15 protein-coding genes are annotated in these 17,793 nt (G+C 65.4%); 7 read left to right on the plus strand and 8 right to left on the minus strand.

Annotated features, from left to right (window positions below; translation table 11 throughout):
• Nucleotides 1-18 precede the first annotated feature (18 nt).
• The 3 genes from EAH73_RS06570 to EAH73_RS06580 all read right to left on the minus strand — a co-directional run bounded on the left by EAH73_RS06570 (nt 19) and on the right by EAH73_RS06580 (nt 3,237).
• Nucleotides 19-528 (minus strand): DUF6702 family protein, encoded by a 510-nt coding sequence (locus EAH73_RS06570; protein ID WP_140465683.1) that lies wholly within the window; start codon nt 526-528, stop codon nt 19-21.
• A gap of 144 nt (nt 529-672) precedes the next feature.
• The gene (rseP, locus tag EAH73_RS06575; protein ID WP_140465684.1) at nt 673-2,016 is read right to left on the minus strand and encodes an RIP metalloprotease RseP; all 1,344 of its coding nucleotides are present in this window, start codon (nt 2,014-2,016) and stop codon (nt 673-675) included.
• 45 nt (nt 2,017-2,061) lie between these two features.
• Nucleotides 2,062-3,237 carry a 1-deoxy-D-xylulose-5-phosphate reductoisomerase gene (locus EAH73_RS06580; protein ID WP_140465685.1) on the minus strand — a complete coding sequence of 392 codons (1,176 nt, stop codon included), beginning with the start codon at nt 3,235-3,237 and terminating at the stop codon, nt 2,062-2,064.
• Nucleotides 3,238-3,550: 313 nt separating this feature from the next.
• On the opposite strand from EAH73_RS06580, the gene EAH73_RS06585 reads away from it, so the two are divergent.
• Entirely contained in the window at nt 3,551-4,714 is a 1,164-nt protein-coding gene (locus tag EAH73_RS06585; RefSeq protein WP_140465686.1) for an SDR family oxidoreductase, read from the plus strand.
• A 139-nt stretch (nt 4,715-4,853) separates the two neighbouring features.
• Nucleotides 4,854-5,357 (plus strand): ankyrin repeat domain-containing protein, encoded by a 504-nt coding sequence (locus EAH73_RS06590; protein ID WP_140465687.1) that lies wholly within the window; start codon nt 4,854-4,856, stop codon nt 5,355-5,357.
• 229 nt (nt 5,358-5,586) lie between these two features.
• On the opposite strand, the gene EAH73_RS06595 is transcribed toward EAH73_RS06590, so the two are convergent.
• Entirely contained in the window at nt 5,587-6,375 is a 789-nt protein-coding gene (locus tag EAH73_RS06595) for an SDR family NAD(P)-dependent oxidoreductase (RefSeq protein ID WP_140465688.1), read from the minus strand.
• Nucleotides 6,376-6,872: 497 nt separating this feature from the next.
• On the opposite strand from EAH73_RS06595, the gene EAH73_RS06600 reads away from it, so the two are divergent.
• Both EAH73_RS06600 and EAH73_RS06605 read left to right on the plus strand, forming a co-directional pair.
• Entirely contained in the window at nt 6,873-7,607 is a 735-nt protein-coding gene (locus tag EAH73_RS06600) for a TonB family protein (RefSeq protein ID WP_140465689.1), read from the plus strand.
• A gap of 181 nt (nt 7,608-7,788) precedes the next feature.
• The gene (locus EAH73_RS06605; RefSeq protein WP_161599463.1) at nt 7,789-8,919 is read left to right on the plus strand and encodes a DUF418 domain-containing protein; all 1,131 of its coding nucleotides are present in this window, start codon (nt 7,789-7,791) and stop codon (nt 8,917-8,919) included.
• A gap of 40 nt (nt 8,920-8,959) precedes the next feature.
• On the opposite strand, the gene scpA is transcribed toward EAH73_RS06605, so the two are convergent.
• Together scpA and EAH73_RS06615 are read right to left on the minus strand one after the other, a co-directional pair.
• A complete protein-coding gene (gene scpA / locus EAH73_RS06610) occupies nt 8,960-11,182 on the minus strand; it encodes a methylmalonyl-CoA mutase (protein WP_140465691.1) in 2,223 nt (740 codons plus the stop codon).
• Between the two features lie 134 nt (nt 11,183-11,316).
• Entirely contained in the window at nt 11,317-13,101 is a 1,785-nt protein-coding gene (locus EAH73_RS06615) for a methylmalonyl-CoA mutase family protein (RefSeq protein ID WP_140465692.1), read from the minus strand.
• A gap of 173 nt (nt 13,102-13,274) precedes the next feature.
• On the opposite strand from EAH73_RS06615, the gene EAH73_RS06620 reads away from it, so the two are divergent.
• The 3 genes from EAH73_RS06620 to dnaA all read left to right on the plus strand — a co-directional run bounded on the left by EAH73_RS06620 (nt 13,275) and on the right by dnaA (nt 16,716).
• On the plus strand, nt 13,275-14,033 hold the full coding sequence (locus EAH73_RS06620; RefSeq protein WP_140465693.1) for a 5'-nucleotidase C-terminal domain-containing protein: 759 nt from the start codon (nt 13,275-13,277) through the stop codon (nt 14,031-14,033).
• A gap of 59 nt (nt 14,034-14,092) precedes the next feature.
• Nucleotides 14,093-15,031, plus strand: coding sequence for a bifunctional metallophosphatase/5'-nucleotidase (locus tag EAH73_RS06625; RefSeq protein WP_140465694.1), 939 nt, complete (start codon nt 14,093-14,095; stop codon nt 15,029-15,031).
• Nucleotides 15,032-15,186: 155 nt separating this feature from the next.
• A complete protein-coding gene (gene dnaA / locus EAH73_RS06630; protein WP_140465695.1) occupies nt 15,187-16,716 on the plus strand; it encodes a chromosomal replication initiator protein DnaA in 1,530 nt (509 codons plus the stop codon).
• Between the two features lie 43 nt (nt 16,717-16,759).
• Here dnaA and EAH73_RS06635 read toward each other — a convergent pair whose 3' ends face one another.
• Both EAH73_RS06635 and EAH73_RS06640 read right to left on the minus strand, forming a co-directional pair.
• On the minus strand, nt 16,760-17,251 hold the full coding sequence (locus EAH73_RS06635; RefSeq protein ID WP_140465696.1) for a hypothetical protein: 492 nt from the start codon (nt 17,249-17,251) through the stop codon (nt 16,760-16,762).
• Between the two features lie 94 nt (nt 17,252-17,345).
• The gene (locus EAH73_RS06640) at nt 17,346-17,777 is read right to left on the minus strand and encodes an OsmC family peroxiredoxin (RefSeq protein WP_140465697.1); all 432 of its coding nucleotides are present in this window, start codon (nt 17,775-17,777) and stop codon (nt 17,346-17,348) included.
• Between the last annotated feature and the right edge of the window lie 16 nt (nt 17,778-17,793).

Here is a 17,793-nt window from a genome sequence, read left to right on the forward strand (position 1 = left end):
TGGCGGCGCGCCCACCGGTTACCAGCTCAGCGTTTCCTGCTCGTGGCCCTGGCGCAGCAGGGCGCTGTTTTTTTTGCCGTTGGCTTCCAGGTTCACGATGTTCATCTGGTCGGCGAAGGAATCGAGCAGCAAGGAATTGCGCACTTGCACGCCCGTGGCTTTGCCCGGCACGGCCGCTTTGCTGTACAGCCAATACGAATCCTTTTCGGGCTGCATGCCAATGAATTGCAGCGGCAGCGGGGCCCCAGCGGGCGTCTTCAGTACCAAAGTGCGGCGCAGGTATTCAGCAGTGATAATGGCCCCCGCGGGCCCCGCCGTTTGCAGGTCCACGTGGGCCGGGCGGCCCTCCGAAAGGCCGCGCTCAAAATCGTCGGTGAAGACCTTGGTGGCCAGTTCCAGCTGCTGCTTGGCCGCGTTGTAGCGCACCTCCGTGATGCTGGCGTGGTAGGCGTGGCGCGCTGGCCGGGCGGGCGCAGGGGCCCCCAGCAGCGTCAAAACCAAACCGAGCAGCGGGGCGAAGGAGAGCATAGTGGGAAGGTAGATGGGTTAAATAAAGAACGTCTTGCTGAGCTTGTCGAAGCATCTCCAGCGCTGAGTAAATGATTACTTGTGCGGTAGAGATGCTTCGACGAGCTCAGCAAGACGTTCTGATTTACAAGCGATAAGCTCGCCTTAGTGGATGGCCTTGAGCAGCGGCTTGAGAATGATGACGTAGGCCATCAGCATCAGAATCAGCACCGTGCCAATTTGCTGGGCCACGCCCAGGAACTTGTCGGAGGGCTTGCGGCGGGCAATCATTTCGTAGAGCAGGAATACCACGTGGCCGCCGTCGAGGGCCGGGATGGGCAGCAAGTTCATAAAGGCCAGTACCATGCTCAAGCCGCCGGTGAGGCCCCAGAAGCGCTGCCAGTCCCACTGCCCGCCGTACTGCTGGGCAATTTCCACGGGGCCCCCGAGGCTTTCTGAAGCCTTGGCTTCGCCGCGGAAAATTTTGGCGATGGCGCGGCCTTGCAGGCCGATGACGCCGAAGGCCTTGCTGGTGCCCGCCGGAATGGCCTGGGCCAGGCTGTACTGGCGCTGCTCGAAGTGCATGGTGGGCTTGGGCTCGAAGCCGAGCTTGCCCGAGGCCGTCACGGCCGCCGTCAGGGTCAGGGGCTGGCCGTCGCGCTCCACGGCGAGGGTGGTTTTCTTGCCGGCGTTGGTCACCAGGGCGGCTTGCAGCTCGTCGAAATACTGGATGGGCTTGCCCGCGATGGCGGTAATCCGGTCGCCGGGCTTGAGGCCCGCTTCGGCGGCGGGGTTGCCGGCCACCACGCGGCCCACGGTGAAGGGCTCGCGGGGCCGCACAAACAGGCTGTCCTGCTGCTTGGCAAAATTATCCATGAAATTGACGGGCACGTTCACGTCCACCAGCTGGCTGCCGCGCTCCACGGTGAAGTAGGAGTGCGAGCCCAGCAGCACCTCGGGCTTATATACTTCGTCAAACTCGGCGAAGGGCCGGCCGTTGATTTTCACGATCTTATCGCCGGTGCGGAAGCCCATGCTGCGGCCCAGGCCGTTGGGCAAAATGCCGTAGCGGGCCTCGGAGGCGGGCAGGTAGTTCTCGCCGTAGTGCATGGTGGTGGCCGAGAAGATGACGATGCCGGTAATCACGTTCATGATGATGCCGCCGAGCATCACCAACAGGCGCTGCCAGGCCGGCTTCGAGCGGAACTCGTCGGGCTGCGGGGGCCCCGCCAGGGCGTCGGCGTCCTGGGTTTCGTCGATCATCCCGTGGATCTGGACGTAGCCACCCAGCGGAAACCAGCCGATGCCGTATTCCGTCTCGCCGATTTTTTTCTTGACCAGGGCGAAGTTCATCACCGCCGGCAGCGGGAACAGGAAGTCGAAGAAGATGTAGAACTTATCGACCCGAATCTTAAACAGCTTGGCGAAGGCGAAGTGGCCGAATTCGTGCAAGCCCACCAACAGCGACAGGCCCAGCAAGAGCTGGCCGGCCATAACGAGAATTTCCAAAGGAAGTAAAAAGGAAGGTAGAAAAAAGGGCGGCCGTGCCGCCGGTTACGTTGCGGCTACCAACGCCGTAGCTGCCCGCCGCGTTTCCGCGTCGGTCTGAATTAAATCGTCCAACGAAGGATTGGCAAGGTACGACACCCGCGCCAGGCACCCGGCCACGAGGTCGGACATCTGGCGGAAGCCGACCTCCTCCCGCAAAAATGCGGCCACGGCTATCTCATTGGCAGCGTTGAGGATACAAGGCGCGTTGCCGCCCCGGCGCATGGCCCCGAAGGCCAGCTCCAGGTTGGGGAACGCCGCCCGGTCGGGGGCCTCAAAGGTGAGGGTGGGGTAGTCGAGAAAAGAGAACCGCGGGAACGTGTTGGCCAGCCGCTGTGGGTAGCCCAGGGCGTACTGAATGGGCAGCTTCATGTCGGGCAGGCCCAACTGGGCCTTCAGCGAGCCGTCGGCGAATTGCACCAGCGAGTGCACGATGCTCTGGGGGTGCACCACCACATCAATCTGCTCGTTGTCAAGCCCAAAGAGCCACTTGGCCTCGATCACCTCCAGGCCCTTGTTCATGAGCGAGGCCGAGTCGATGGTGATTTTGGCGCCCATCTCCCAGTTGGGGTGCTTGAGGGCCTGGGCCTTGGTGACGGCCTCCATCTCGCGGGCCGAGCGGCCGCGGAAGGGGCCCCCGGAAGCGGTGAGGATGATCTTCTCGATGGGGTTCAATTCTTCGCCTACCAAGCACTGGAAGATGGCCGAGTGCTCGGAATCGACGGGCAGCAGGCGCACGCCGTGCTGCTGCACCAGGCTGGTAATCAGCTCGCCGGCCACCACCAGGGTTTCCTTGTTGGCCAGCGCAATGTCCTTGCCGGCCCGGATGGCGGCCACCGTGGGCAGCAGCCCGGCGTAGCCCACCAGAGCGGTGAGCACCACGTCGATTTCGGGCCGCGTCACAACCTCGGCCAGGGCCCCCGGCCCGGCCAGCACTTCGGTTTCGGGCTGGTCGGCCAGGGCGGCCCGCACGGGGCCCCGGAGGCTTTCGTCGCCGATGACCACCGCGGCGGGGCGGAACTCCCGCGCCTGCTGCACCAGCAGCTCCCACTGCCGCTGGGCGCTGAGCACGGCCACCCGGAAGCGGCCCGGCTGCTGGCGCACCACCTCCAGCGCCTGGGTGCCAATGGAGCCGGTGCTGCCTAGCAAGGCCAGGGCTTTTACAGTAAAATCAGGGGTCATTTAACGGATGGGAAAGAGCTTGGGCAAAGGTAGGGCGGGGCGGGCGGCCGGCTTTTCGCCGGCGGCCCGCCACTCGTTGCGGCGCGCGCGTTGCCCTGGGGGCCCCGGGCGGGTGCTGGGCCCCCAGGGCAACGCGCGCGCCGCCCGGGCCGTTGGGGTGCCCTGGGGCCCCGGGCGGGTGCTGCGCTGCCGGCGGAAAGCCGGTGGCCCGGCCCTGGGTAAGCTCGGCATATCCAACCGGGGCGCGGGCGCGTAAGCAAGGGCGTTGCCTGCGCGACCAACACTTCTGGTTCTCTCCATTTCCTCCTTTCCCATGGCCCACCAACCCAAACCGCTCGACCAGCAAATCATCGTTATTACCGGCGCCACCAGCGGCATCGGCCTGGCTACGGCCCGCGCCGCCGCCAAGGCCGGGGCCCGCCTCGTGCTGGCCGCCCGCTCCGAAAAAGACCTGCGCGCCGTGGCCGAGCAGCTCGAAAACGCCGGGGCCCACGTAACCACCGTGGCCGCCGACGTGGCCAAGCCCGCCGACGTGGCCCGCATCGCGGAGGCCGCCCGCAGCCACTTCGGCGGCTTCGATACGTGGGTGAACAACGCCGGGGTGGGCATTTTCGGCCGCATCGAAGACGGCAACTCCGAAGACCACCACCGCTTGTTCGAAACCAACTTCTGGGGCATCGTCAACGGCTCGCTCGAGGCCATCAAGCACCTCAAGGCGCACGGTGGAGCCCTCATCAACCTGGGCAGCGTGGTGTCGGACGTGGCCATCCCCATGCAGGGCATGTACTCGGCCAGCAAGCACGCCGTGAAGGGCTTCACCGACGCGCTACGCATCGAGCTGGAGCACGAGGGGGCCCCGGTTACGGTCACGCTCATCAAGCCGGCCAGCATCGACACGCCCTTTAATAAGAACGTGCGCAACTACACCGACCACGAGCTGCAACTGCCCCCGCCCGTGTACGCCCCCGAGGAAGTGGCCCACGCCATTTTGCACGCGGCCACGCACCCCGTGCGCGACATTTACGTGGGCGGCGGCGGCAAGGCCATGAGCGTGGCCAACAAGCTGGCTCCCGGCGTGATGGACTGGATCAGCGCCAAGGCCATTGTGGGCCAGGAAAAAAGCGACAAGCCCGCCGGCAACCCCGCCGGGGGACTCCAGCAGCCCGGCCTGGGCGGCCACGCCCACAGCGACTACCCCGGCCACGTGGTGCAGACGAGCTACTACACCCGCACCTCGATGAGCCCGCTGCTGGCCGGGGCGCTGGCCGCCGCCGGCCTGGCCGTGGCCAGCGCCCTCATCACGGGCAACTTCTCGTGGGGCAAGCTGAAGGACGCCGGCATTCGGGTCAAAGAATCGGGGCCCACCAAGCCCGCCCCGGCCCCCGAAAAAGCGCCCCAGCCCGCCGCCACCGCCACCGGCCAAGTGCTACCGCAAGACCCCAAGGAGCCCGCCATTCCGCAGACGCCCCCGGCCTAATCCGCGCCGGCGAGCCCCGTCATAAGAAAGCCTTTCCGCAGGGAAAGGCTTTCTTATGGCCCCGCGCCAAACCTGGCCGGCGCGAACTTGTCTTGCCCCGTACCAAGCGGCCAATCATTCCCGTTTCAACGCATCATTTATGGAAGCTTCCTCCCCCCGCCCCGACGAGCTGTTCGACGCCGCCCGCAAGGGCGACGTGGCCCAAATCGCGCAGCTGCTGCAAAACCCCACCGTCAACATCAACGCCCAGGACAGCAAGGGCTTTTCGGCCCTCGTGCTGGCCACCTACGACAACCACATCGAGGCCGCTAGGGCCCTGCTCGACCACCACGCCAACCCCAACACGCAGGATATCAGCGGCAACTCGGCCCTGATGGGCGTCAGCTTCAAGGGCTACGCCGACATTGCCCGCCTGCTCATCGCTCGCGGGGCCGACCTGAACATCACCAACGCCACTGGGGGCACGGCCCTCATGTTCGCCACCATGTTCGGCCGCAACGAGCTAGTCAAGCTCCTGCTCGACGCCGGGGCCGATGCTACCATCAAGGACGCCCGCGGCTTCACTGCCCTCGACCTCGCCGGCCAGCGCGGCAACGCCGAAGCCCAGCAGCTGCTCGGCGGCCAGCCCGAAGCCGCCGCCTAAATCCCGCCCGGGGCCCTAAAAAAGGCCCGCCGCCCCTGAATACCATTCGGGGGCGGCGGGCCTTTTTTAAGTGCTTATTCGTGCGTAAATCGCCAACATTTTTAGCGTAAATACTTGACGTTGCAGAGCCTACGTAAATAAGCCGACGACTAGCCCCGGAGGGGGTACTGGTGCGAAAGGCCGATGTTAAAGCCATCAGCCAACGACCTAGCAAGTAGGGCCCCGGCGGCTAGATGCTGCGCACCACGCCTCCGTCGGCGCGCACCGCGGCCCCGTTGGTGGCCGCCGCCAGCGGGCTGACGAGGTAGGCGGCCGTGTCGGCAATTTCCTCCACGGTAATGAAGCGCTGGAGCAGCGACGAAGGCCGCGCATCGCGGAAGAACGCGTGCTCGGCTTCTTCGCGGGTTTTGCCCTCGCCGGCCAGCTTTTGCAGGAATTCTTCCACACCCTCGGAGGCCGTGGGCCCCGGCAGCAGCGAGTTGACGGTGACGGCCGTGCCCTTGGTGAGCTCGGCCAGGCCCCGGGCCACGGCCAGCTGGGCCGTTTTGGTGGTGCCGTAGTGAATCATCTCGGCCGGGATTTGCAGCCCCGACTCGCTCGAAATGAACAAGATGCGCCCCGTGCCCTGGGCCAGCATCAGCGGGAAGTACTGGCGTGCCAGCCGCACCCCGCTCAGCACGTTCACCTCGAAGAAGCGCAGCCATTCGGCATCCGCGATGTCGGCGAAGGGCTTAGGCTCGAAAATGCCCACGTTGTTCACTAAAATATCTACCGTGGGCACGGCCTTCAGCAGCGCATCCACCTGCGCCACGTCGCCAAAATCGACGGCCACGCCGCGCACTACGGCCCCCGGCGTGCGCTGCAAAATGGCGGCCTTGGCCGCCGCCAGGCGCGCCTCGGTGCGCCCCGTGAGCACAACGTGGGCCCCCTCGGCCGCCAGCCGCTGGGCAATGGCCAGGCCAATGCCTGCGGTAGAGCCCGTCACGAGGGCTGTCTTATTGGTGAGTTGAAGATCCATGGGACAAAAAAAAGAGTAAGGGCAATCAGCTGGCATTATAACTGCCATAGCGGGGCTTTGTCCGCGCCCGCGGGCTATTTTCTAGTCTTAAGCTGCCGGCTGCTGGCCGCTGGCCTGCCAAGTTGATGAAATAGTATTGTTGTAAAAATTATACTTTACCTGGCGTATTTATTATTAAAAAAAGCTGCAATAAACTTTGATAAAATAAAAATTAGCTACTGGAAAAGAAAGTGGTTTAATTTGCCAAGGTCTGTATAAATAAGATTTTATGTTATTTGTGGTTGAGTAGGCAGTTTCATAAGTTTTGTACTTTATTAATAATAAAAAACTGTTTGTTGAAATATAATATCATTTTATGAGCACGGTATTAGATAATTTTATTTTCCGGGTATTGGTCTTTGTCCTCTTGTCTTTTGGCTGCGGGTTTGCCGTGGCCAAGGCCGTCCGCAAAACGACCCAACCCCCCGGCGTTTCTTCCCATCCCAATTCTTATTTTTATGCTGCTACACCTCTACACCAGCTTGTTGCTCCTGGGCCACGCGCTTGCGCCCGCTTCGCTGCTTAGCGCTGCTCCGGCCGGGCCGGGCCGCCAGTATGGGGCCCCCCGGCCCGTGGCCGCGCTGGCGGGCCAAGTGCTGAACGAGGCCGGCGCGCCCCTGCCGGGCGTGGTCATCGTGGTGCAGGGCTTGCCCAGCATGGCCAGTACCAACTCCGACGGCCGCTTCCTGGTGCCCGCGCCCGGCGAAGACCCAGTGCTCGTGTTCAGCTGCTCGGGCTACCGGGCCCAGACGGTGGTGGCCCCGGCCGCGGGGCCCCTGGCCGTGACGATGTACGCCCTGACGGGCAGCGGCTCGGACGCCGGTACTTCCGCGACCGGGGCCACGGTGTCGGCCGGCGGCAGTGCCCGCGCCGCCGCCCTGGCCTTTGCCGAAGTGCTGCCCACCTTCACCGGCGGCGACGCAGCCTACCACGCCTACCTGCGCCAAAACGCGCACTACCCCGCCCGGGCCCTGGAAGACAACCTGGCCGGGGCCGTGTACGTGGGCTTCGTGGTGGACGAGCAGGGCCGCATCTGCGACGCCGAAGTAGTGAAGGGCTGCGGCCACGGCTTCGACGAGGAAGCCCTGCGCCTGGTGCGTCTCATGCCCTGGTGGCAGCCCGGCCGCCAGGCCGGCACGCCGGTGCGGGTGGCCCGCACCCTGCGCATCGTCTTCAAGGCCCAGCTGCAATAAGCGTCAAGGGGGTTAGTTGTCAGTTGCTAGTTATCCGGTTTTGGTTTCATTGATGCCAACTGCCGGGCAACCGACAACGGGCAACGGGCAACCAATTGGCCAAGCTAGGGCCCCTGCCCGGGGCGCGCCGGGCGCTAGTTTTGCGGGGCCCGCCGCCGGTGGGGCCCCAACTCCTTTGAGCGTGCACGCAAACCCACCGTTTTCCTCCGCACCGCCGGCCGCCCCGCCGCGGCTCGAAGCAGTGGACGTGCTGCGGGGCTTTGCCCTGCTGGGTATCTGGCTAGTGCACTTCCTGACAAGCTTTGCGGGCCAGCGCGGCGACGGCCTGGGGCCCTCCAGCCCCATGAGCGCCGGCACCGCGGCCGTCCGGCTGAGCGTCGATGCGCTGGTGGCGGGGAAGTTTTTTAGCATTTTCTCTTTGCTTTTTGGGCTGGGCTTTGCCTTGCAGTTGCGCAGCGCCGGCGCCAAGGGCCAGCCCTACGCGGCGCGCTTCGTGTGGCGGTTGGTGCTGCTGGGGGCCCTGGGCTGGCTGCACCGGCTGCTGTTCGAGGTCGAAATCCTGCACATTTACGCCGCAGTGGGCCTGCTGCTGGTGCTGGTGCACCACTGGCGTAACGCGTGGCTGCTGCTGGCCAGCGCTTTGCTTTTCATCGGGGGATTGGGTTTTAGCTACTGGCTGGCCCCGGCCACGGCGCTACTCGTGCGCGCCTTTGGGGCGGCGGCGGGCAATTTTCTAGCCGGCGAGATTTCTGGGTTTCGAGTGTTCAGCGTCGCCGCCCTGTTTTTGCTGGGCCTGTACCTGGGCCGCCGCAACGCCTTTGCCGACACTGCTTTCAGCCGGACTTTTTTCAGCCGGGTGTTGCTAGCGTCAGCCGTGGCTTTTATAACCACACGCTTGGTATACAGTTGCATGCCATTGGTTTTGGGCCCCGGGGCGGGTTCTCCGCTGCGCTTCTACGACGTTTTTTTTACCCTGAAAAGCCTCGCCGTTTCGGCTTTGTACGTGGCAAGCGTGGTGCTCTTGTACCGGCGGCCATTTGGGCGGCGGGCCCTGGCCTGGCTGGGGCCCCTGGGCCGCATGGGCCTGACGACCTACGTGCTGCAATCGTGCTGTTTGCTGCTCTTCGCCTGGGGTGCCCGGCGCTACGTGGGCCCCGCGCCGCTGCCGCTGCCCGCCGTGCTAGGAGCCGCCGCGCTGCTCTTCGCCGCGCAGGCCGCCGCGGCGCACGCCTGGCTGCGCCGCTTCCGGTACGGGCCCCTGGAGTGGCTGTGGCGCAGCGCTACCTACCGGCAGTGGCAGCAGCTGCGGTGAGGGTAGGGATGTAACTTTGCATTGGATAGTAAATTGAATATCAGGTAGTTGGAAAAGATACTGGTCCTTCCAGCTTTCCTAAAATCTCCATGGCGGCTTTGGCAATGACTGTTCCGGGGCCATATACGCCGGCCACGCCAGCGTTGAAGAGGAATTGGTAGTCCTGGGCGGGGATGACGCCGCCGGCGATGACCAGGATATCGGGCCGGCCCTGGTCCTTTAGCTCTTGGATGAGTAAGGGCAGCAGGGTTTTGTGGCCGGCGGCGAGGCTGCTCACGCCCACCACGTGCACGTCGTTGTCCACGGCCTGGCGGGCTACTTCGCCGGGGGTTTGGAACAGGGGGGCCAGGTCCACGTCGAAGCCTACGTCGGCGAAGCTGGTGGCGATGATTTTCGCGCCCCGGTCGTGGCCGTCCTGGCCCATTTTGGCCACTAGCATGCGCGGGCGGCGGCCTTCGGCGGTGGCGAAGGCATCGGCGGCGGCGCGGGCTTGGGCAAAGGCTTCATTGTGGCTCATTTCCTGCGAGTACACGCCCGCCACGGTGCGGGTGGTGGCCTGGTGGCGGCCGTACATAGCCTCTAGTGCGTCCGAGATTTCGCCCAGCGTGGCGCGCGCCCGGGCGGCCGTTACGGCCAGGGCCAGTAAGTTAAAAGTTAAAGGCGAAGCGTTCGGAGCTTCTGGGGCCCCATCGTTTTCTAACTCGTCACTTTTAACTTTTAACTCTTCTAACCGCAGGCCGGCGGCTTCGGTGAGGGCGGCCAGGGCCACTTTCACGGCCACGGCGTCGCGGGTGGCTTTTACGTGGGTGAGGCGGGCCAGCTGGCTTTCGCGCACGGCATCGTTGTCGATGTCCAGCACTTCGACCTCGGTTTTCTCGTCGGTCTGGTACTGGTTCACGCCCACAATCACCTCCTTGCCGGCGTCGATGCGGGCCTGCTTGCGCGCGGCGGCCTCCTCGATGCGCAGCTTGGGCAGGCCCGTCTCGATGGCCTTGGCCATGCCGCCGAGCGCCTCCACTTCCTGGATGAGGGCCCAGGCCTTGTCGGCCAGCTCGTGGGTCAGGGTTTCCACGTAGTACGAGCCGCCCCAAGGGTCCACCACTTTCGTCACGTCGGTTTCGTGCTGCAAGTACAGCTGCGTGTTGCGGGCAATGCGGGCCGAGAAGTCGGTGGGCAAGGCAATGGCCTCGTCCAGGGCGTTGGTGTGCAGGCTCTGGGTGCCGCCGAGCACGGCCGCCAGGGCCTCGATGGCGGTGCGGGCCACGTTGTTGTAGGGGTCCTGCTCGGTGAGGGAGTAGCCCGAGGTTTGGCAGTGCGTGCGCAAGGCCATGCTCTTGGGATTCTGGGGGTTGAATTGCTGCATGAGCTTGGCCCAGAGCAGGCGGCCGGCCCGCAGCTTGGCAATTTCCATGAAGTGGTTCATGCCGATGGCCCAGAAAAAGGACAGGCGCGGGGCAAAATCATCAATGGGCAGGCCCACGGCCAGGCCGGCGCGCACGTACTCCAGGCCGTCGGCCAGGGTATAGGCCAGCTCCAGGTCGGCGGTGGCGCCGGCCTCCTGCATGTGGTAGCCGCTGATGCTGATGGAGTTGAACTTGGGCATGCGCGCCGCCGTGTAGCTGAAAATATCGGCGATGATGCGCATGCTGGGCGCCGGCGGGTAGATGTAGGTGTTGCGCACCATGAACTCCTTGAGGATGTCGTTCTGGATGGTGCCGGTCAGCTTTTCGGGCGGTACGCCCTGCTCCTCGGCCGCCACGATGAAGAAGGCCAGCACCGGCAGCACGGCCCCGTTCATGGTCATGCTCACCGACATCTGCTCCAGCGGAATCTGGTCGAACAGGATTTTCATGTCCTCCACCGAGTCGATGGCCACGCCGGCCTTGCCCACGTCGCCCTGCACGCGCGGGTGGTCCGAGTCGTAGCCGCGGTGGGTGGCCAGGTCGAAGGCCACGCTCAGCCCCTTTTGGCCGCCGGCCAGGTTGCGGCGGTAGAAAGCGTTGCTGGCTTCGGCCGTCGAGAAGCCCGCGTACTGGCGCACCGTCCACGGGTTTTGGGTGTACATGCTGGCGTAGGGCCCCCGCAGGTAGGGCGCCTGCCCGGCCCCGAAGCCCAGGTGGTCGAGGTGGGCCACGTCGGCGGCGGTGTAAACGGGCTTCAGCGCAATGCCTTCGGGCGTGGACTGGGCCGGCGCGCTGGGGGCCCCGGGGGCGGGCTGGGGCGGCGCGGCGTCGTAGGCAATGGCGGCAAAGTCGGGTTTCATGGGAAGAGAATTAAAGATTAAAAATTATGAATTAAAAATCAGCCAATCAGCTGGTTTAGCCCGGGTCTTTCGGCAAGTGCCCGGGTGGAAATTCATAACTTTTAATTCTTCATTTTTAAATTTTTAATGGAAGCTTACCGCCCCTGGATGCGGGCCAGTACCTCCTCGGTGGTGTAGCCCTGCACCCGCATTTCGTGGAAGCCGAACACGTGCACGGCTTCCTGCAAGGTGGCCAGGTCGGAGGAGAGCAGCACCGGCGGTACGAACACCTGGCGCTCGACCGGAATGCGGTAGAGGAAGCGGGCGAAGCGCTGAAACTGCTCGGGCGTGGCGTACATGAGCGTGGCCTCCTCGGGCGACGAGAACAGGAAGGAGAGAGTTCCCTCGGGGTGGCTGGCGGCCAGCTCGGGGCGCTCCTGGGCCGGCAGCGTCTGCCAAAACGAGTCTTCGATGTGGCGGTTGACGCCCGCGCCCAGCAGCACCAGGGCCGCCTGCTTGGTTTTGCGCTCGCGCCGCTCGAAGTGCAGGGCCGTGGCCAGGCGCAGCACTTCCGACGGGTAGGTGGCGCGGGTGGTGTCGAAGGCCGCCGAGCGCAGCAACCGCTTGGGGTTGAAGGCGAAGCGCTCGGCGCGGTCCTCGAAGCGGTTGGTGCCCACCACCACTTGCTTGCCAGCGGCGATGCGCTGGAAGGTGGCCGCCGCCGCCGCGTGCACGGCCTCCAGCACCAGCGGCCGGGCCCCCGGCAGCCCGCCCGCCGCCTCGGTTTGCTGGAACAGGGCCCAGGCCGCCCGGGCCAGCTCGTCGGTCAAGGTTTCGAGGAAGTACGAGCCGGCGGCGGGGTCCTGCACGGCCCCAAAGTGGGCCTCCTCGCGCAAAATGAGCGAGAGGTTGCGCGCCAGGCGTCCCGAAAACTCGTTGGGCGCGGCGTACAGGCTGTCGAACGTGCCCACAGCCAGCGAATCGGCCCCGCCGAGCACGGCGCTCATGGCTTCGGTGGTGGCGCGCAGCAGGTTGGTGTGCGGGTCGAGGGTGGTTTGCGACCAAGTGGCGGTGGCGGCGTGCACGCGCAGGGCCCCGGCTGCGGCGGGCGGCAGGCCATAGGCGTGCAGCAGCGTGGGCCAGAGGCGGCGCAGGGCCCGCAGCTTGGCCAGCTCGGGGAAGTAGCTTGGGCCCACGGCCACGTGCCAGTGCAGGGCCCCGGCCACGGCGGCCAGGGGCGTGGCCGCATCGGGCAGGGCGGCCAGCAGGGCGGCGGCGGTGCCCAGGCCGTAGGCCAGCTGCTGCCCGCCGGTAGCACCGGCATTGCCGAAGTACGCCGCGTTCACGGCCAGCGCCCGGAAGTCGGGCCAGGCCGCGGCCAGCGCCACGCAGCGCCGCAGGGCCCCCGCGTACTGCGCCGGCGTGCCGCCCTCGGGCCCCAGCAGCGGCGCAAACCGCAAAAAGCCGCGCAGCGCCACGCCCGGCGCGGCGGCGGCCAGGCGCGCCAGCAGCTCGTCGGGGCCCTCGGCCACGGTGTAGCCCACGAACGTGGCCGCCAGCGGCAGCCGCTGGGCCAGGTAGTTGGCATCAAACGCTGAAGCCGTGGTTAGCTCGAAATGCACGCCATCGGCCCCGTGTTCCAGGGCCGTGGCGGCGCGCTCAATCTCAAAGCGGCCGTCGGCGCCGGCCGGCACGGGCAGGGCGGGCACGTTCAGCCAGGAGCGGGCCGGGAAGGGCAGGGGCGCGGGCGGGCCGCCCAGCGCGTCGAGGGCTTCGCGGTGGTAAAACGGCTCCAGCACGGGGCCCCCGGGCAGTGGCCAGCGCAGCACGGCCGGGTCCTGGCCCTTCAGGTCGCGGGCCAGGCGGGCTTGCCAGGCGGCGGTGGTGAGGGCCGGAAATTCGGTGAAAGCAACTGGCGCCGCCGGCAAGGATTCGGACATGGAACGGGGGTGGGAAAACGCGGCCAGGCCGGGCCGCGGGATGCCCGCAAGATACCGCCCCGGCCGGGAAAGGCCGGGCCCCCGGGCCCCACCGAACCTGGCCGGGGCCCTACCTTTGCCCCCTCGCAGCCGCCCGCTGCCCGCCGTTGCCGCCCACTGCTTCCGTGCTTTTTATGCTGCGTTCCCTTCGTTTTATGGCCGCTGCGCTGGCCCTGGTGGCCGCCGCCGGCTGCCAGCGGGGCCCCTACCGGCCCACTGCCCACTTCGCGCCCGCCACGAGCCAGCCGGTGGGCAAAACCCAGGCCGAAGACCCCGCCGTGGCCGCCCTCATCCGGCCCTACCACGACAAAGTGACGGCCGAGATGCAGGGTGTGCTGGGTACCGCCCCGGTGGCCCTCACCAAGAAGTCGGGCGAGTCGCCGCTGGCCAATTTTGTGGCCGACTTGCAGCGCCAGCGCGCCGCCGCGGTGCTGCACGAGCCCATCCCGCTGGGCGTGATGACCAACGGCGGCCTGCGCGCTGGCCTGCCCGCGGGGCCCGTCACGCTGGGCAACGTATTCGAGCTCATGCCCTTTGAGAACGAGCTGGTGGTGCTCGATGCGCCCGCCGCCACCGTGCAGCAGCTTTTCGACTTTGCTGCCCATGTGAAAATGGCCGTTTCGGGGGCCACCTACACGGCCACGCCCGACGGCCACGCCCTGGACATTCGCATCGGTGGCCAGCCTTTCGATGCTGCCCAACCCAAGCCCTACGCCATTGCCATTTCCGACTACTTGGCCGGGGGCGGCGACAACATGGTGTTTTTCAAGAACATCGCCCCGCGCCACACCGGCGTGCTGCTGCGCTCCGCCATCGCCGACCACATTCGCGACCTCACCAAGGCCGGCCAGCCCGTCACAGCCCAGGTCGAAGGCCGGGTGAAAGTGCAGTAGCCGGGGCCCCCAGCCAAGGATTTATTTGTTGATACAGCGAAGTACCTAAATAACCTGCTATGCAACGCCGCGACTTCCTCCGCCATTCTTTGCTGGGCACCGCCGGCCTCACTGGGCTGGGGGCCCTGGCCAATGCGGCCGTGGCCGCCCCCGCCGCCAAAGCCCCGGTGAAGCTCACCATTCTGCACACCAACGACATGCACTCGCGCATCGAGCCCTTTCCGGAGGGCGGTGGGCAGTGGGCGGGCCTCGGCGGCATGGCCCGGCGCGCGGCCCTGATTGCCGATGTGCGGGCCCAGGAGGCCAACGTGCTGCTGCTCGACTCGGGCGATATTTTCCAGGGCACGCCGTACTTCAACTTCTTCGGCGGCGAGCTGGAATACAAGCTAATGACCCGCATGGGCTACGACGCCAGCACCCTGGGCAACCACGATTTCGACAATGGCCTCGACGGCCTCGGGCGCCAGCTGCCCAACGCGGGCTTCCCGTTCCTCATCGCCAATTACGATTTCTCGAAGACGCCGCTGGCTGGCAAGTTTCAGCCCTACAAGGTGTTCGTGAAGCAGGGCGTGCGCGTGGGTGTGTTCGGGCTGGGCATTGAACTGGCTGGGCTGGTGGGCGACAAAAATTTTGGCCAGACCCTGTACCTCGACCCCGTAGCCAAAGCCAAGGAAATGGTGGCCCAGCTGCGGGGCCCCGAGAAGTGCGACATGGTGATTTGCCTCTCGCACCTGGGCTACAAGTACGACAACGAAAAACTCGACGACCGCAAGCTGGCCGCCCAGGTGGCCGGCCTCGACCTGATCTTGGGTGGCCACACCCACACGTTCATGGACGCGCCCGAGCCCATCCAGGGCCCCGACGGCCACGCCGCCCTCATCAACCAGGTGGGCTGGTCGGGCATCAACCTGGGGCGGCTCGACTACGAATTTGCGCCCGGAGCCAAGCGCGCCGGGCTGGCCAGTGCCGCCGTGGTGCCCGTACGCGGGGCCTGCTAAAAGCCCGACATAAGCAAGGAAGAACCGACTTTTTTTCTCGGTAAGTTTTCCACAATTTTGTCCCCCCCTAACCCAAACGCCTCCACGTTGGGGCCGGGTTTGGTTGTCTTTCTACCCTTGTCTGATGCTGCCCGGCTTGCTGGCGGATTCCTCCCATGCTCAAAGATTTTCGCACCGTTTGGGCAGGCTGTCTGCGCACGATTGCGGCCGAAATCGGCGAGCAAAGCTTTAAGACGTGGTTCCGGCCCATTGTGCCGGTGGAGCTGAAAGACAACGTGCTCACCATCCAGGTGCCGAGCAACTACTTCTACGACTGGCTCGAAGAGCACTACGTGGACGAGCTGCGCCGGGCCCTGTTCCAGGAGCTGGGGGCCGCCGGCCGGCTGGAGTACAGCGTGGTGGTGGACCAGGGCACGCCCCTCGACCAGCCCAAAACCCTGCACCTGCCCCCGGCCCGCAAGCAGGCGGCCCCCGAGCGCGACGCCCCGCCGCCCGACGCCCGGCCCCGCCCCGTGCCCGGCAACGGCCCCGCCAGCGGCCCCCGCTACTACCAAGCCGCCGGCAGCAACCGCCCCGTGATGGCCCCCGCCGCGGCCACCGCCGAGGCTGCCCCGCGCAACCCCTTCCAGCAGGCGCGCGCCGTGGACGGCAACCTGGTGCCCTCGCAGCTCAACGGCTCCTACACGTTCGACAACTACATTGAGGGTGACTGCAACCGCCTGGCCCGCTCGGCGGGCATTGCCGTGGCCAACAAGCCGGGCACTACCAGCTTCAACCCGCTGATGGTGTACGGGGGCGTGGGGCTGGGCAAAACGCACCTGGTGCAGGCCATCGGCAACCACATCAAGGCCACTGGCCCCGAGCGGTTCGTGCTCTACGTATCGGCCGAGAAGTTCACCAACCAGTTCATCGAGAGCGTGAAGTCGCACAAGGTGCAGGACTTCGCCAACTTCTACCTGCAGGTGGACGTGCTGATTCTGGACGACGTGCAGTTCCTGGCCGACAAGGACAAGACGCAGGAGATGTTCTTCCACATCTTCAACCACTTGCAGCAGTCGGCCAAGCAGATTGTGCTCACCTCGGACCGCCCGCCCAAGGACTTGCAGGGCCTGGAAGACCGGCTGCTTTCGCGCTTCAAGTGGGGCCTGACGGCCGATGTGCAGACGCCCGACTTTGAGACGCGCGTGGCCATCATCCGCAATAAGATGGAGCAGGACGGGATTGACATTCCGGCCCCGCACGTGGTGGACTACCTGGCCAACTCGGTGCACACCAACGTGCGCGAGCTGGAGGGCGTTATTGCCTCGCTGGTGGCGCAGAGCAGCCTTTCGCGCCGCGACATCGACTTGGAAATGGTGAAGCAGGCCCTGCGCCACATCATTGAGGAAGTGGAGGCAGAGGTGAACCTCGACTTCATCCAGAAGACCGTGGCCGCGTACTTCAACGTGTCGGTGGACTTGCTGAAAGACAAAACCCGCAAAAAGGAAGTAGTGACGGCCCGCCAAGTGGCTATGTACTTCGCCAAGCACCACACTAGCCACACGCTGAAAACCATCGGGTTCCACTTCGGCGGGCGCGACCACACCACCGTTATGCACTCAGTGCAAACCGTGTCGGACTTGGTGGATCTGGACAAGAAATTCCGCAGCCAGGTCGATGACCTGCGCAAGAAATTTGCCAAGTAGGGCCCCCCGCGCCGCGCGTAGGGCCTTAGGCCGAGGTCCCCAACTACCCGCGCAGCGGGCTGGGCTCCAGCAGGTTGATGCTGTAGCGGGCGGCGAAGCGGCGCACCTGCTCGCGGAACACGAGCTTGCGGCGCTTGCCCTTCACTTCCTTCAGGTCGAGAGCATACAACTCGTTGTCTTTCAGACGAACGCGTAGCACGGAGGCCAGCAGCTCCAGGCTGGCAATGTTTTCGACGGCGAAGACTTGCTTGGGACGGAACAGGCCGTTTTTGTGCACCAAGTAGCCGGGCGTGAACTCCAGGTAGCTCTGGGTGCCAAAAATGGGGGCGTTGTTCACCAACACGTAGCCGATGTAGACGAGGCTGAACGCCAGGAACACCCAGTGCAGGAAGTGGTAGTCGTGGGCCGACGTATCGCCCCAGGCCATGGCCGAAACGTAGACCACCCAGAACAGGCCAATGGCCAATTGGCCCCAAAACGGGACGCGGGAAGTGTTGGCGGGGCGGAGGCGGATGCGGGTAGAACCTGTTGACATAGGGCAAAAATAGTTTCCCGCTGCCGGTTTCGCGCCGGAGCCGCCAACTGGGGCCCCGGCGCGAAACCGGCAGCGGGAAATAAGGACAATTAACCTAGGCTAGCTTGGCTTCCAGCGTCATGCTGGGCACGGCGCTCAGCACCTTCGATACCGGGCAGTTGGCCTTGGCATCTTCGGCGTGCTTCTGAAAGTCTTCAGGGGTGATGTTGCCGCCCGTCACTTTGCCCACGGTGTTCACGTGGATGTGCTCGATGACTGGGTGGCCGTTGTTGGGGTTCATCGTCACGGTGCTGGTCGTGGTGATGTTCTCGATGGTGTGGCCGTGCTTGGTTAGCACACTCGTGAGGTACATGGTGTAGCAGCCGGCGTGGGCGGCGCCAATCAGCTCCTCGGGGTTGGTGCCGGGCTTGCCTTCGAAGCGGCTACCGGCCGAATACGGGGCGTCGAGGTGGCCGCTGTCGGTGGTGAGGGTGCCGCTGCCTTTGATGTCGCCGTTCCAGACGGCCTTGCCTGCATGGTCTGCCATGGTTGAGGTTGTTTTG

It is taken from the genome of Hymenobacter nivis, assembly GCF_006439025.1.
GTDB classification, from domain to species: domain Bacteria; phylum Bacteroidota; class Bacteroidia; order Cytophagales; family Hymenobacteraceae; genus Hymenobacter; species Hymenobacter nivis_A.